Below are 14,389 nucleotides of genomic sequence, written 5' to 3' on the forward strand. Positions count from 1 at the left end.
TTGAAGATGATCGGTGACCGCCTCAACGCGACACCCAGAAAGTGCCTCGGATGGAAGACACCGGCTGAGGTTTTCCGTGAAAAGATGATGGAGGGAATGGGCCAAGCGCCCTACCCTCGAAGGCAATAGGAGTCGCAGTTCAAGTATCGCTCACACCTTCAGCGTTCGGGAGCGATCTTAATGCTTTCGAAGAGCGCGACCAGCGCTTCGATCATGATATGGAGGTTGTCGAAATCGAAGGGACCGGAGCTTCTGTACTCAGCCAGCTCAGGAAACCATAAGATCCTTGTGTAGGCCACAAGTGTGTCCGGTTTGTCGAAGCTGACATAAATGAAGCAATCAAATTCTTCCTGCGGTGACCCCTTCAGAGTTCCACTGCAAGACAGAAAATGAGGGGGAAGGGGAAAGTCCGGAGCGTCATCAAAAACAAGAACTCCGCCCCTTGGGATATAAGCTCTTTGGATTTGTTCGAGCCCTTCATCTGATAATGGGTTATTGGTGTAATATCGGTATCTCGCATTTGCCAAGTAGACATCCCCAACATAGGTATCCGCCGTCGCAAAGCTTCGGTCGTTTGGAAAGGTAAATGGCTGGTCATAAAGTTGAAGTTCACCCCATAGCGAATCCAGCTCAGGAAATTGGGTCAGGATTTTCTTCACATGTGAACTGTCTTTGGGAATACGGATCCGCTGAACCGTGTCGGTGCCTTCGACGTAAATCACGTCTCGTCCGCAGAAACGAAAGCTACGCACTCCGAGTTCGACGACACGCCCAAAAGGCGCAAACCTTTCATCTTCGTTGCACTTTACCGCAGCATGTGCCGCCCCAGAGATATCAAGAAGCGCTGCCACCAAGAAAATAGACATGATGTGGACCAGGCGTTTCGGAACAGAAAAGCGATTTTTCACAGAAGCGGTTTCCTTTCTTTTGCTGGCAGAAGGCAATGAAGACATCAGTCCTGCGAAGGAGACTATGCAACGACTTGTTACCCAACCTTTGACGGTCAATTTTGGTAGTTACGTCGGTTTCGACGATTAATCACGCAGTTTTTCCCTTATTTTTCGTACTTGACCAGCTGACACCCCTGCCCAGGGCCCACCATACCAGACCGACCTTCCAACGCCCCCCCCAACGCCCAATCTGCATCAGACCCCAACCAAATGCGGGGCTGTCGCTCAATATACTTGAGAACGGCCATTGATTTTCCTAAACGGAGCTACCTCGACCTTGCGTCTTTTCGAGCAGTGAAGCGGCGCGATCATCTGACCTTCAAGACGCCAATGGCAGCAGGATCTACACATGGGCACATCCCACAAAGAGCGCGGTGAGTATTGGGACTCGTACTACACCGCCAAAGCCGTTCCAGATATTCCGTCGCAATTCGCCGCCTTCGTGCTGAGCGAATGCAGAGACGCCGATTACTTCCTCGATGTCGGATGCGGCAACGGGCGGGATACGTTCTTTTTCGCGCGCCACAAGATGCCGGTTGTGTCCGTGGATGGCAGCACCGCCGCAATCAGCGATATCGTTGAACGCTCATCCGCACAGGGCCTGCCGATCGCCGCCCTATCTGCCGCGTGTGATGATCCTGACCTTATGGATAAAGTCGCGGACGCCATGTCGCATATCGACGTGTCCGGTGTTGGCGTGATTTACGCCCGGTTCTTTATCCACGCGATCACCGACGATGAGCAGGCAGGGTTTCTGGATTTCTGCGGTGCGTTCCTGAAGAAGAACGGCGGCAAGCTTGCGCTGGAGTTTCGCACCGCCGCAGATGAAAAGCTGTCCAAGGTCACGGCCGAACACTACCGCCGCTATGTTGAGCCCGTGGATTTCCTGAACGAGCTGTTTCAGCGCGGCCTGACGGCAAGTTATTTCACGCAAGGTACCGGCTATGCAAAGTATAAGGACGACGATGCGTTCGTGGTCCGGATGCTTGTCGAGCAGGTGTAAATCGCAGACCCCCGGTTTCGGTCGGGGCTAGTTCAGCGCATCGCGAAACGGGGCGAACCGGCGATTGAGCCGGCCCCAAGCAGTCGAGAACCCCGGATCAGGCACGCGCCAGCCTTCCCCATAGCTGACCGCAAGCATCGCCTCGGCATCGTTGGGGATCGGCAGGTTCGTGGTCGGGCAAGGCCGCAGCGGGAACACATCCGCCTCGTCCAATTCGCCCCAGACATAAGGGTAGACATGGACCTTGCCGTCCGACACCCAGGCCGGAAACAGGTCGATATTGTACTCGGTGCCTGATTTCAGCTTGTAACTGCACGGGTTGGGCCCTGTCTCTTGCAGCAGATCGTGGCTGCGCAGGTATTCATAGACCTCCATCCACTGCTTTGCGGCCTCTTCCGGCGTGCCTGCGTCCAAAACATAGGCGAGGTCCACGTCGTCGTCATGCTCGATCAGGCTTTTGTCCCGGATCGCACCCAACAGCGTGCCGCAGCATAGGAACACCTCACCGCCCAGGTCCTCGATCTTGGTCATCATATCTTCGACTTTCGTCCAGATTTCTGAATGATCAAGGGACCCGAAAGCCTGCGGGAAATACAGCCCTTCCAAAGAGGTACCATTGCGCTCGGCCTCTTTCAAAACCGCCTCGATGGCCTGGTATTTTTCCAACTCACCGCTCGCAAGGCGAGACCGGAACAGATGGTAAAGCGCCTTCTGCGCGCGGCGGGGTTTGCGCCCTGCCCCAACGACGATCAGGATTTGAGCCTCAAGCGCTTCGGCGGGCCGTTTGTTCGGCTTGCCGGGTGCCAACTCGTCAAGCTCGTCCTGCAAGTCGTAGGGTCGGAAATCTTTGCGGGGGGATGTCAGGTGGGCCAGGGCAAGGTCCTTGATTTCGGCGATACGCGCCTGACGCTGATGCCGTGTAAGACTGCCGTTCTCACTCATCTTGATATCCTCCAAATGCACATTTGACCTATCGCGTCCGCGCGCGGCAAGTCCAGCGTCGGGGCAAACGGCAGGCACAGAAATCACGGATGATGCGCCCAAGCCGCAACTCTTTGGCAGGCCGCGCCCAAAGCAGGCGTGTTGCGCCCTGTGCTTGCTGTCAGACGGCGTCGAATCCGGTCAGAAGCCTGATACGGGTTGCATTCAGTCGTCGATGCACCACGCAGATGTTTCTGGTTTGCGCAATCTCGGGCAGCTGGATCTGACGCACGTTATGCAGCGTCGACAGCCCCTTCCATGCTGGCACGATCGCAAAACCCAAACCGCTGGCCACGGCATTTGCGATGACTTCGAGGGAATCCAGCTCACACCGCACCTGATCGCGTTGGATGTTTTGTTGAATCCAAGCCTTCGCAATACACCCGCCCCAGCTTGACAGGTCATACACAAGCGCATGATCGTCAGACACGATCCTGGCGAACGGACGCGTGTCCTTCGCGGCCACCAAGGCGACAAAGCGTTGCCGTTCGAGGATGATTTGATCCACCGATTTTGGCAATGCGACCGGTGGCTCGACCAAAAAGGCGGCTTCGATATCGCCCTCCACCACCTTCTCGTAGAGGTCTCGCGAGGTGCCGGGAACAATGTAAAGCGCGCTTTGCGGTGCCTCGGTTGAGCAACGCGCCAACACGGCCGGGATATGATCGCTAAGCGCAGTCGAAATGGACCCGATGCGAAACGGCCCTGCCAGGCCTGATGGATCAAGATCCGATTTCAGCCTGTCCGCATCGCGCACCAGATCGCGCATCTTGGGGATCAGGTTCAGGCAGCTGTCGGTGGGCGTGACCCGCTTGCCGTTGCGCACAAAAAGGACGGTATCAAGCTGTTGCTCGACCGCTCTGACGCGCTGCGACACGGCGGCCGCCGTCAGGCCCATCTGCCGCGCCGCCGCCGCATAGGAGCCGGACGAGATCACGTTCAGGATGGTTTTAAGGTATCTTGTATCCATAGAATTTTTATCGCCTGAAGATAGAATTACATATTTTTTATTGTGAAATACAGCGCTTATCGAAGGACCACCTGACCCTTAAACGGGTCCCTCGGCTGGACAGGATATCTAATGAAGTCGCTCGACGAGATCTTTGGCGAACTTGGCACCGACAACGCGCCCGGGCAGGAAGTCCGCCAGACCACGCAACAGTGCGACGACCAGAAAAAGGGCGAGACGCTCGCCGGTGTCCCGGTTGATTTCTCGCATGGTGATGTGGACGCGCACCCGCCCACGCCCGGTGCTCTTGAGGCCTGGAACCAAGGGTTTGAGCGGGGTGCGGCGCAAGCCTATACCGAATATCGCGGACTTGATGCGTTGCGCCAGCGGGTCTCGCAAGACGTGGCCGCCTTCACCGGTGCTCCGGTCGACTATACCAGCGAACTGATCATCACACCGGGAACTCAAGGCGCGCTGTTTCTCGCGCTTGGCGCGGTTGTGACCCATGGCACAAAGGTCGTGGTCATCGAGCCTGACTATTTTGCAAACCGAAAGTTGGTTACGTTCTTCGGTGGCATAGTCATGCATGTCCCCCTGAATTACGGAGACGATGAATCCAACCGGGGCCCCGACCTCAACGCGCTGGAAAAGGCGTTCAAGGATGGTGCCGAGGTCCTGATATTTTCAACGCCAAACAATCCGACCGGGACCGTGACAGCGACGCATGTGATCGCGCAGATCGCCACCCTCGCACAGACCTATGATGTGACAGTCGTGGTCGATCAGCTCTATGCACGCATGCAATACGTGGCCGAGGACAGCTACGCCCACCTCAGAGCGGACCAAAACGCGCCCAAGAACATCATCACGATCCTTGGCCCTTCGAAAACCGAGTCCCTGAGTGGGTTCCGGCTTGGCGTGGCTTTTGGGACGGCGGTTTTGGTCGACCGGATGGAGAAGTTGCAGGCCTTGGTGTCCCTGCGTGCGGCTGGTTACAATCAGGCCGCACTGGAAACGTGGTTTCGTGAACCCGAAGGGTGGTTGCAGGACAGGATTGCCGCGCATCAGGCCATTCGCGACGACTTGCTGCGCCTTTTCAATGATGCGGGCTTGCGGACCGAGCGCCCGAACGCGGGCAGCTATCTTTATCCGCGCCTGCCGGAGCTCGCGATCAGCCTCAATGACTTTGTCAGGTTTCTGCGCGAACAGGCCGGCGTGATCGTGACGCCGGGCACGGAATTTGCGCGACAGGATACCGATCGCATTCGCCTCAACTTTTCGCAGGATCATCAGGCGTCGGTTGCGGCTGCACAACGGATCATCGCGCTGGCCAAGCGATACGCTAGGTGACGCGCTATCCGTAACATGCGACTGTTGCGTTGACCGCGCTCATCAATGAGGTTTGGGTTTTTGAGGATCACCATGCCGCGGAAATCACCGTTCAAGCATCATCGCTTTCCGCGTGAGATCATCCTGTGTGCAGTGCGCTAGTACTTGCGGTACCCTCTATCCCATCAGGATGTCGTCGATCTATCGGCAGAACGCGATGTCGCGGTTGGCTGCTCGACGGTGTATCGATGGGTGCGGAAGTTCGGCCCAGAATTGACTAAGCGCACCGAGAAACATCTGCGCCGGGCCAGCGTCGACTGGCATGTGGACGAAATCTATATCCACGTCGGCCGCAAGTGGCGATACGTCTGATGCGCGATCGACGCAAACAGGCAGATGGTCGACTTCTGCCTCACCGCGCGGCGGGATGCGAAGGCGGCCACCTCGATCACAGACGGCCAGGTGTCCGAGGCGAGATCTCGTTCATCCATCAACTTGTTGAAAGCTTAAACTGCCATCCACGAAACCCGCAGCAGGCCACAAGCCAGTTAATGCAACAGCTACCTTCCAAAGCATCTAAGAGCAACATATCGGCTAGGCGGCGCATCGGTGTGCTTAGCGACAAGCGGGTCATGGGTTCAACAGAGCAGTCTCGCAGTCCGGCCGCGCCGGAAATGGCGATGCCCAGGACGCTCAGACCGCAGGACCCACATGAACCCTGCGCGCTTCAGCGTATCGACGGGTTGGCCGCCGAGGTTTCTGTGTTTCGCCTGGCCGCGCCGACATAGCGAGCACCTTAAAGAACGATATGGTCGAAGCAGATCATGCCCGGTATAAGCGAACCCAGTGAGAAGCAAAGCAGGCCCGGCAGTGATGAAAAACGCGCTTTGCCCTCAGTCAGGTTGAACCACATGGCACCACAGGTATCGTTTCTTGGGACCGGCAGGTCGGTTCCAGCCCAACAGCGCAGGTCGGAGTTTTTCGACGCCGAGCTGGGCCTTGAGACGGGAACGTTGTTTCAGGCGACAGGCGTCGCCCAACGCTATGTCAGCCAGTCCGAAAGCCAGATCGATCTGGCCATCGCAGCCATCGAAAACGCCATTGATGCCGCCGGCATCTCCGCACAGGACATCGACCTCGTGATCTCTGCCTGCGGCGTTGGATATCAGGCCATCCCGTCGACCGCTCCCTTGGTCATGGCACACCTTGGCGTGCAGGACGGGGCCGCCGCCGCATTCGATGTCAACAGCACGTGCCTGAGCTTTCTGACCGGGGTCGAAACCGCACACCACCTCATCGCGACCGGACAGCACAAGACGGCAGTGGTTTTTTCGTCTGAACTCGCCTCGCGGGCGTTGCCGTGGGCCACCGATGCGCAAACGGCCGCCCTGTTCGGCGACGGCGCTGCGGCAGCGATCTTGGGCCAGAAATCGTCAGCGGGGCGAGGATTGGTCGCGCACCTGATGAAGACGTACCCATCGGCCTATGATGCCTGCACGCTCGCCGCTGGCGGCACCCGCTTTGACGTTCACAAACAGCCTGTCGAATTTGCCCAGAACACGACGTTTCACATGGATGGCAAAGCGCTTTTCCGGTTCGCCTCGAAATATCTCAAAGGGTTCTTTGACGAACTGCTTGAGCGGGCCAACTGGACCACAGAGGACGTGGACGTGGTGATCCCGCATCAGGCCAGCCCTCTGGCGCTTCAGCACATGATCAAGGCCACGGGCGTGGATCCCGGCAAGGTCATCGACATCACGCAGGATTACGGGAACCAGATTGCCGCCTCCATTCCGTTCGCCTTTGATCTGGCAAGGCGCGATCAAAGGCTGGGGGCCGGATCCAAAATCCTGTTTCTGGGCACCTCTGCGGGGGTGTCATTGGGCGGTATCGCTTGGGAATTGTAGGCGACACCGTTCTGGTCACAGGGGCGACCGGCTTTCTTGGTGGGCATCTGATCCGCCACCTTGCGCGGACGGGGGTCAACGTGATCGCCATGGGCCGCGACGCCGAAAAATGTGCTGCCCTCAGGGCGCAGGGCTATCAGACGATCTGCCATGATTTGTCTACGGCGGTGCCGCTCAATGACAGTCTGGAACAGGTTAACGCGGTTGTGCATTGCGCGGCGCTGTCAGCCGCATCCGGCCCACGGCGGGCGTTCGAAATGGCCAACGTGGTTGCAACGCGAAACATCGTGTCCCTGGCGCAGCGGCTCGGGGTTTACCGCTTCGTGCATATCTCGTCCCCGACGGTCTATTTCAAAATGGCCGACGCCCTGTCCGTGCGCGAAGACATGGTATTGCCAAAGCCCATCAACGCCTATGCCGAAACCAAACAGATGGCCGAACGCATCGTCGCTGGCGCGCCAGATATTGACCCGATCATTCTGCGACCGCGCGGGATTTACGGACCCGGCGATACGACGCTTCTTCCCACATTGCTGCGGGCTGCCAAGCGCCCCCTCCCCCTGCTGCGCAAAGGCGAGGCGCGCATCGATCTGACCTATGTCGATGACGTGATCGCCGCCATCGTCGCAGCCCTTGCGGCAGGTCCAGACGCAAACGGGCAACCCTTCAACATCTCGGGTGGCGAAGTATTGGCGGTGCGCGATATCGTCGAGCGGACCTGCCGGGCATACGGCACGACAGCGACGTGGCGGACCGTGCCGTTGGCCCCTGCTCTCGCCCTTGCGCGGGTGCTGGAACTTACGGCCAGTGCCCTGCCCCATCTGCCGCAACCGGCCATCACGCGCTATTCCATTGGCCTGTTTGCATATGCGCAAAGTCTGGATATCTCCAAAGCGCACCGTCTGTTAGGATGGCAACCCGAGGTCCCGTTTGACGAAGGATTGCGCAGAACCCGCGCGGCGGTGCAGCCCCTATGAAAGTTATCTTTCCAAACAGTGCAGACGTGGCAGCGTCCGAGCGGTTCATCCTCAAAGGAGGTAGGTGGCGGCGCGTCATGCTGAAGGTCCGCTATGGCGTGATCGTGCATCCCGATCATGGGCCGGTCTTGATCGATACAGGTTACACCGCCGAAACGATTTCGGCCCCGGATCGCGGGCGGGTGCTGCGCCTGTACAGCCGTGTTCTGGGCCCGACGCTTAACCCGGATCAGCAACCCGAACCCGTTTTGGCGCGGCTTGGGTTCACGCCCGCGGACGTGCGATTTGTCATCGTGACCCACTTTCATGCGGATCATATTTCCGGACTGCGCCAGTTTCCCAATGCCCGTTTTATTGCCAACGGCCCCGCCTTCGCGCATCTGCGATCCAGCACGGATTGGCACAACATTCGCCATGGCGTTTTCCCTGAACTGGTGCCGGATGACTTCGACGGGCGCATGATCGACACCGAAAGCCTGCCCAGAACAGAGCCGGAATATGGCTTGCCAGCCGGTCGTGATCTGCTTGGCGACGGGCGTGTCGTCGCAGTGGGTCTGCCCGGTCATGCTAGGGGACTTTTCGGGGTGATGTTGCAAACCGCAAGCGGACCCCTGCTTTACGCCGTGGATGTGCAGTGGATACGGCGCGCGGCGACCGAGGCACGGGTGCAAGCATGGCCAGCCCGCCTGATAACAGATGACTATGAGGACTGGCGCAGATCAACGGACGCCCTCGCGGCCTATCTGGCCCAAGGGCGCGCAGCCCTGCTGTGCCATGACCCCGAGAACACGCCGTTTGACTACGACATGGCCAACAGCGATCCATGATGTTGCTCACAGAAACCGTGGCATCCTTTGTGCACACGCGATGGCACAGTCGACGCGGACTTGACCGGGCACGGTTCGAGGCGTGGCAGCACCGCGCCCTGCACAAGTGGCTGACCCATGATCTGCGCCAGGTCGCGTTTTACAAGGATGCGGCTGCACGCCTTCATGACCTGCCGGTCATCGACAAAGCCACGCTCATGGGCCGCTTTGCCGACTTCAACACGCATCAGATCAGCGCCGCGCAGGTTCGCACCGCTTTGGAGGCCGACAGCCGCATTTCGGATGTGACGGTGGGTGCCAGTACCGGCACCAGCGGTCACCGTGGCCTTTTCGTGATTTCCGAGCGGGAGAGATATCGTTGGTTGGGCAACATATTGGCCAAGGCCCTGCCCGACATGATCTGGCAAAAGCAGCGCGTCTCAATTCTGTTGCCGCAAGGGGGTGCGCTTTATGACAGTGCGCGCAAGACGGGGCGGATTGATCTGGGCTTTTTCAGCCTGATTGACGGCCCCGAACAGTGGCAATCAGCGATCGAAACTTTCGACCCCACCGTGATCGTCGCGCCGCCCAAAATTCTGCGGCATATGGCAGAGACAGGTTTCGCGCTGGCCCCAAAGCGCATCTTTGCGGCTGCCGAAACGCTTGATCCAATCGACCGACCCATCATCGAAGCATATTTTCAGCAAACGCTCGAACAGATCTACATGGCGACCGAAGGTTTGCTGGGGGTAACCTGTCGCCTTGGCAGGCTGCACCTCGCCGAGGATGCCATTCATTTTGAGTATGAGGCTGTTGGTGATGGGCTTGTATCACCTCTGATCACCAGCTTTCGGCGCAGCACCCAAATTCTGGCGCGCTACCGCATGAATGATCTACTGCGGTTGTCGGCGCAGCCTTGCACTTGCGGCTCGCCCCTCAGGGCGGTCGATGAAGTGGTGGGGCGGATGGACGATTGTTTTGAGTTCGACGCGGCGGGTGGTGCCGTTTTGATCACCCCGGATGTGCTACGAAATGCGGTGCTCGGGGCGAGCATTGATATCACCGATTTTCGGCTGTGCCAGATCGCGCGGGGCAAGGTGCTTTTGCGCCTTCCTTTGACCGTGACGAAGGGCAATGCCCGCGGAGCGCAACAGGCGGTGGATCGGCTTTTACGCGCACGCGGCGTCGACGCACATGTCGATCTTGAACAGCTATCTTTGCCGCTGGAAACCACCCGCAAACTGCGCCGCGTAATCGGGATGCCCAAAGCATGACGGCACCCCATGCCCTGCCAAAAGTGCGCAATGATCCCGCGCTTGTCCGTCAGTTCGTTGAAATCTTCGAAGAGCATGGTGCCACCCGCCTGATCGCCGATCTGCACACAACCGTCAGCCTGATCAAGGTTGGCGGGCACAGCTTTCCCGTCACAGTGAATGATGCCGGCGAGACGCCCAACAGCTATCTGTGCAGCCCGACCCGCGCCTACATTGACTACGCCATCGATGAGACCCGCAATTTCGCGGCACAGCCGGTGCTGCAACGTTGCATCAAGACGCTGATCCAGACCTGCGCTCCCTTGGTGCGCGCGGCGGGTCTGGACAGACAGGTTCAGCTGAACAACTGGCTGTTTTCGACCAATCCCGTGCCCGACATTTCACCAGTCCACGCCACCGAGATCCGCGACACCCTGACCGCGACCTATCCGGACCGCGCCATTGTCATCCGCTCCCTGAACGAAATGGCTGATGCCAGCACCATCGACGCCTTGCGCGCGGCTGGTTTCGTGATGATGCCATCCCGGCAAATCTATGTCGTGCGGGACAAGGTCGCGCTCAGCAAAGAGATGAAAGCGGATCGCTCAAAACTGGCGCGCGCACCCTTCACGACTGTCGGAAATGACGACTTTGTCGAAGCGGATTACGCACGCTGTGCCGCGCTTTACAACATGCTCTACCTTGAAAAATACACGCCGCTCAATCCACACTACACGCCGCTTTATGTGCAACAGATGCACCAACGCGGCATTCTCAGATTGGTAGGTCTGCGCAACACCAATGGCGTTCTGGTCGCCATCACCGGACTGTTTGAAAACGGGCGAACGCTGACGCAACCGCTGGTCGGATATGACACTTCGCTGCCAAGGCAAGATGCGCTCTATCGGATGATCATGGCGATGGGGCAGGATGAAGCATTCACGCGCGGGCTGTTTTTCAACATGAGCGCGGGTGCGGCTCATTTCAAACGGCTGCGCGGCGCACAGCCCGTGATCGAATATAGCGCCGTCTATGTCGGGACTTTGCCTTGGCATCAGCGGGTCACGACCCGGATCATAGCCTATCTGCTGCGCGCAATCGGCATCCCGTTGCTAAAGAAATATGAGCTGTAACCATGGATAACCACTGGACCGCCGTAACGCTGTCGTCGAACCTGAAAAGGCAACCCCTGAAGGTTGTCTTGAACGGTGCCCCGATTGTGCTGTTCCGCAGCGGCGATACGGTCGGGGCGGTGGCGGACCGATGCCCCCACAGGCTGGCCGAGCTTTCAAAAGGACGCGTGATCGAAGGCACCATCGAATGCCCCTATCACGGCTGGCGGTTTAACAAGACGGGCCAATGCACCGCCATTCCCGGCCATCTGAGCGCATTGCCGCGCTACCGTGTCCAAAGCTACAAGGCGCTCGAACATCAGGGGGCGATCTTTGTCAGTTCCGGCGCACCGGTCGGGCTGCCATATGCGCATGGGCTTCAGTCCCAAGATGTCATCGTGCGCCGGGTTCAAAGCACGACCCAATCCACTGTCATAGATGCCGCAGAAAACATTCTGGACGCCACCCACACCCATTTCACCCACAAAGGACTGCTGCGCGGTCTCAGCGCCAAACGGCACAAAATCAAAGTCGAGGTGACAGGATCAGAGGGCCGGGTCGAGGCGACCTATACCGGTGAGCCGCGTCAGGAAGGCGTCGTGAGCAAACTGCTTGAAGGCGCGCGCAGCAAGACCGTTGGCCGGTTCCTGGCCCCCGGCATCGCGGAGCTAGAGTATTGGGGGCCAAAGGGGCTGGTTCTGATCACCAGCTTCCATCTCCATCAGTCCACCAATAGTATCGTGAAAGGGGTCGGCTGGCTTGTCGGGCCCAAACGGGATGTGCCGACATGGATCAAGGCGGCGTTCTTCAAGCCACTCTTTCGGATTGCGTTGGCCCAGGATCGCCGGATCCTGAAATCAACGCAGCAGAACGCCTTGGCCCATGGCGCCCCCGATATCATCCGCGGGCCGCTCGATTTTCTGCGCGGCGATATCGAGGCGATCATGGACGGAAAGCGGCCACCGGCTGCGGATCATCCGCGCACCTATGAGGTCGCGCTCTAGTCTCAGGGCTGGTCGGGGCCGTTCCATTCAATATCATATGTCGCGGCCTGCTGCGGGCTTATGCGTTGGCGCATGGCAAGGCGCAGGATCGTCATCAATGTCGCGATTTGCGCGCGGCGCGGTTCGGGATCGTCGGGCCAATCCAGAATGTCCGTCGTCGCCGCAAGCGTGCGGAAAAAGCGCCCCAACCGCCCCGCCTTGATCGCCTGCGGAAGCCCGTAAACACCCATCGCCAGCCGTGATCCGAGAATGCCTTCGATATCGGGCCACACCTCCCCCTCCCCCCAAAACGCACGCGAAAACGCCTGCGCATCCTGAAAGAAGTGAACGCCGCTCGTCGCCCTCGGATTGCACTCCAGCGGCATCACCTCATCCTCGGGCGTCAGGATCATATCAAACGACACCTGCCCGTCCCACGTACTGGCATTGACAAAGGTCTCGACCCAGTCTCGCACCCGTGGTTCGGCAACGGGCTCAAAGCAGACACCCGCCCCCTTGCCCGCGCGATAAAGCGACGTGTAGGCCGACAGCGCGACCAGCCTCCCCTGCTTGGCGACCGCATAGACACTCAATTCCGTGCCCGCGACATAATCCTGGGCCACCCACGGGTCTTGAGGGGTCGGCACGACAGCCCGCAAATCCTTGGCAGTTGGACGTATCAGCACCTCATTGGCAAAGCGTGACCAGACCGGTTTCAGCACCAGCTGCCGCGACTGCGCACCGACCTGTACCACATCTTCTTGCGCACAAAGCAGCCGGGTGTTTGGCACGGTCAACCCAAGCTGGCGCGCATACGTGATAAAGCTGTGCTTGTTGTGGACGATGCCAAGCATCTCCGCAGACGGCGCGATCACGGGGATCGGCAGGTCTTGGCGGATCAGCGCCAAATGAAAGACTTCTTCGCAGGTGGGGACAATCGCCTCGACACCCTCGCGCCTGATCGCGGACAGCAGGGCATCGCGACACGCCTCCCGTTCAAACCGAGGCGACGGTAGTTTCAGGTATTTGTGACAGTGGCGGCTTTTCGAACTGATGGGGGACACGAACGTATCCGCAAGAATGACCTGCACGCCCGCACCATTCAGCAGGCGCGCAAGATGGACGGCCACCGGCGCACGGGCACCGGTGATGATCACCTTGGAAGGAAAAGACGCGGTGGGGATAAGGACGTACCTGTTTCAATCGATGGTGCCTCCCCAGATCATGCAGTTGGGGCCCGGGCAGTCAATGCAGGGCTTTTGGGGTGTTCGGCGTACGCGCATCTCTCCGACAGGTCGAACACCAACCCTTCCACTGGCCTGCTGCCGGTTTCGTGGACGGCAGTTTAAGCTTTCATAGTTCGCTCCTCGAAAGCCACAGGACTTAGATAGCCAATGGTCGAGTGGCGGCGCTTCGGGTTGTAGAAGCATTCGATGTAATCGAAGACATCTGCCCGCGCCTGCTTCCTTGTGCGATAGGTTTTGCGCCTGACCCGTTCTGTCTTCAACGAAGAGAAGAAGCTCTCCATCGCGGCGTTCTGCGCCTTCAAACGATCCCCCGGATCGTTTGATCCGCTGGCGTGGACCAGCTTGAACTCCCAGACATTTCCGACCGGCTCATTGAGCATGTGATCCCATGGTCAGCCATCAGTCTGATCCTCCCCCACTGAAGTGGTCCTCCGCTATGTTTAGGAAAACGGAGGAAGCACATTGGACGTGTCGCGGTTTGATGCCGCTCCTTTGATAGCATTTATTGCAACAAAGGAGATAAACCATGGGACTGAAACGGACGGACGAATTCCGGGCTGACGCGGTGCGGATCGCGCTGACGAGCGGGCTAACAAGGAAACAGGTAGCGTCAGATTTGGGTGTTGGCCTATCCACTTTGAACAAGTGGGTGACAGCGCATCGCGACGCTGACGTGGTATCGGACAAAGACCTCGACCTTGCTCGGGAGAATGAACGGCTTCGACGGGAGAACCGTATTCTCAAGGAGGAGAGGGATATTCTAAAAAAGGCCACAGCCTTCTTCGCGAGCCAAAAGCCATGAGGTTCCGGTTCATCGAAGAGCATGGCTGCGAATTTCCGACCAACCGGCTTTGCCAGGTTCTGAACGTCAGTGCTCGTGGCCTGCGCGCCT

The 14,389-nt window shown here is 58.7% G+C and carries 13 protein-coding genes and 2 pseudogenes; 10 read left to right on the forward strand and 5 right to left on the reverse strand.

All coding sequences use genetic code 11. From position 1 onward, the window contains the following. A partial coding sequence (locus tag Q0908_RS19845; protein ID WP_299288937.1) for an integrase occupies positions 1 to 129 on the forward strand: 129 nt, incomplete at its 5' end. 29 nt (positions 130 to 158) lie between these two features. Here the strand turns inward: Q0908_RS19845 and Q0908_RS19850 are convergent. Continuing rightward, positions 159 to 908 (reverse strand): hypothetical protein, encoded by a 750-nt coding sequence (locus Q0908_RS19850; RefSeq protein ID WP_299288904.1) that lies wholly within the window; start codon positions 906 to 908, stop codon positions 159 to 161. A 391-nt stretch (positions 909 to 1,299) separates the two neighbouring features. Between Q0908_RS19850 and Q0908_RS19855 the strand changes: the two genes are divergently transcribed. Continuing rightward, positions 1,300 to 1,953, forward strand: coding sequence for a methyltransferase domain-containing protein (locus Q0908_RS19855; RefSeq protein ID WP_299288906.1), 654 nt, complete (start codon positions 1,300 to 1,302; stop codon positions 1,951 to 1,953). A gap of 27 nt (positions 1,954 to 1,980) precedes the next feature. Here Q0908_RS19855 and Q0908_RS19860 read toward each other — a convergent pair whose 3' ends face one another. Beyond that, entirely contained in the window at positions 1,981 to 2,895 is a 915-nt protein-coding gene (locus Q0908_RS19860) for a LicD family protein (RefSeq protein WP_299288909.1), read from the reverse strand. A gap of 160 nt (positions 2,896 to 3,055) precedes the next feature. Then, positions 3,056 to 3,904: a LysR family transcriptional regulator gene (locus Q0908_RS19865; protein ID WP_299288912.1), complete on the reverse strand. Its 849-nt coding sequence runs from the start codon at positions 3,902 to 3,904 to the stop codon at positions 3,056 to 3,058. A 111-nt stretch (positions 3,905 to 4,015) separates the two neighbouring features. On the opposite strand from Q0908_RS19865, the gene Q0908_RS19870 reads away from it, so the two are divergent. From Q0908_RS19870 to Q0908_RS19900, 7 genes are all read left to right on the forward strand, one after another. After that, the gene (locus Q0908_RS19870; RefSeq protein ID WP_299288915.1) at positions 4,016 to 5,233 is read left to right on the forward strand and encodes a pyridoxal phosphate-dependent aminotransferase; all 1,218 of its coding nucleotides are present in this window, start codon (positions 4,016 to 4,018) and stop codon (positions 5,231 to 5,233) included. Between the two features lie 890 nt (positions 5,234 to 6,123). Next, positions 6,124 to 7,119: a 3-oxoacyl-[acyl-carrier-protein] synthase III C-terminal domain-containing protein gene (locus Q0908_RS19875; RefSeq protein WP_299288918.1), complete on the forward strand. Its 996-nt coding sequence runs from the start codon at positions 6,124 to 6,126 to the stop codon at positions 7,117 to 7,119. After that, entirely contained in the window at positions 7,107 to 8,096 is a 990-nt protein-coding gene (locus Q0908_RS19880) for an NAD(P)-dependent oxidoreductase (RefSeq protein WP_299288920.1), read from the forward strand. The genes Q0908_RS19875 and Q0908_RS19880 overlap by 13 nt, the downstream gene beginning before the upstream one ends. Further along, positions 8,093 to 8,923 carry an MBL fold metallo-hydrolase gene (locus Q0908_RS19885; RefSeq protein WP_299288923.1) on the forward strand — a complete coding sequence of 277 codons (831 nt, stop codon included), beginning with the start codon at positions 8,093 to 8,095 and terminating at the stop codon, positions 8,921 to 8,923. Before Q0908_RS19880 ends, Q0908_RS19885 begins: the two co-directional genes overlap by 4 nt. Further along, positions 8,920 to 10,176 (forward strand): F390 synthetase-related protein, encoded by a 1,257-nt coding sequence (locus Q0908_RS19890; RefSeq protein ID WP_299288926.1) that lies wholly within the window; start codon positions 8,920 to 8,922, stop codon positions 10,174 to 10,176. Before Q0908_RS19885 ends, Q0908_RS19890 begins: the two co-directional genes overlap by 4 nt. Next, positions 10,173 to 11,288 carry a GNAT family N-acetyltransferase gene (locus tag Q0908_RS19895; protein WP_299288929.1) on the forward strand — a complete coding sequence of 372 codons (1,116 nt, stop codon included), beginning with the start codon at positions 10,173 to 10,175 and terminating at the stop codon, positions 11,286 to 11,288. The genes Q0908_RS19890 and Q0908_RS19895 overlap by 4 nt, the downstream gene beginning before the upstream one ends. A gap of 2 nt (positions 11,289 to 11,290) precedes the next feature. Further along, positions 11,291 to 12,271 (forward strand): Rieske 2Fe-2S domain-containing protein, encoded by a 981-nt coding sequence (locus Q0908_RS19900; protein ID WP_299288932.1) that lies wholly within the window; start codon positions 11,291 to 11,293, stop codon positions 12,269 to 12,271. A gap of 2 nt (positions 12,272 to 12,273) precedes the next feature. Here the strand turns inward: Q0908_RS19900 and Q0908_RS19905 are convergent, their stop codons facing one another. Next, entirely contained in the window at positions 12,274 to 13,380 is a 1,107-nt protein-coding gene (locus Q0908_RS19905; protein ID WP_299288935.1) for an ATP-grasp domain-containing protein, read from the reverse strand. 215 nt (positions 13,381 to 13,595) lie between these two features. Then, a pseudogene (locus tag Q0908_RS19910) lies at positions 13,596 to 13,885 on the reverse strand (IS3 family transposase); the annotation flags it as partial. Between the two features lie 138 nt (positions 13,886 to 14,023). Between Q0908_RS19910 and Q0908_RS19915 the strand changes: the two are divergent. After that, a pseudogene (locus Q0908_RS19915) lies at positions 14,024 to 14,389 on the forward strand (transposase); the annotation flags it as partial.

Source organism: uncultured Tateyamaria sp., from assembly GCF_947494755.1.
Lineage (GTDB): Bacteria > Pseudomonadota > Alphaproteobacteria > Rhodobacterales > Rhodobacteraceae > Tateyamaria.

Coding starts and splice junctions, on each gene's coding strand:
- Q0908_RS19855 (WP_299288906.1), top strand. CDS start 1,300: ATGGGCACATCCCACAAAGAGCGCGGTGAGTATTGGGACTCGTACTAC.
- Q0908_RS19860 (WP_299288909.1), bottom strand. CDS start 2,895: ATGAGTGAGAACGGCAGTCTTACACGGCATCAGCGTCAGGCGCGTATC.
- Q0908_RS19865 (WP_299288912.1), bottom strand. CDS start 3,904: ATGGATACAAGATACCTTAAAACCATCCTGAACGTGATCTCGTCCGGC.
- Q0908_RS19870 (WP_299288915.1), top strand. CDS start 4,016: ATGAAGTCGCTCGACGAGATCTTTGGCGAACTTGGCACCGACAACGCG.
- Q0908_RS19875 (WP_299288918.1), top strand. CDS start 6,124: ATGGCACCACAGGTATCGTTTCTTGGGACCGGCAGGTCGGTTCCAGCC.
- Q0908_RS19885 (WP_299288923.1), top strand. CDS start 8,093: ATGAAAGTTATCTTTCCAAACAGTGCAGACGTGGCAGCGTCCGAGCGG.
- Q0908_RS19890 (WP_299288926.1), top strand. CDS start 8,920: ATGATGTTGCTCACAGAAACCGTGGCATCCTTTGTGCACACGCGATGG.
- Q0908_RS19895 (WP_299288929.1), top strand. CDS start 10,173: ATGACGGCACCCCATGCCCTGCCAAAAGTGCGCAATGATCCCGCGCTT.
- Q0908_RS19900 (WP_299288932.1), top strand. CDS start 11,291: ATGGATAACCACTGGACCGCCGTAACGCTGTCGTCGAACCTGAAAAGG.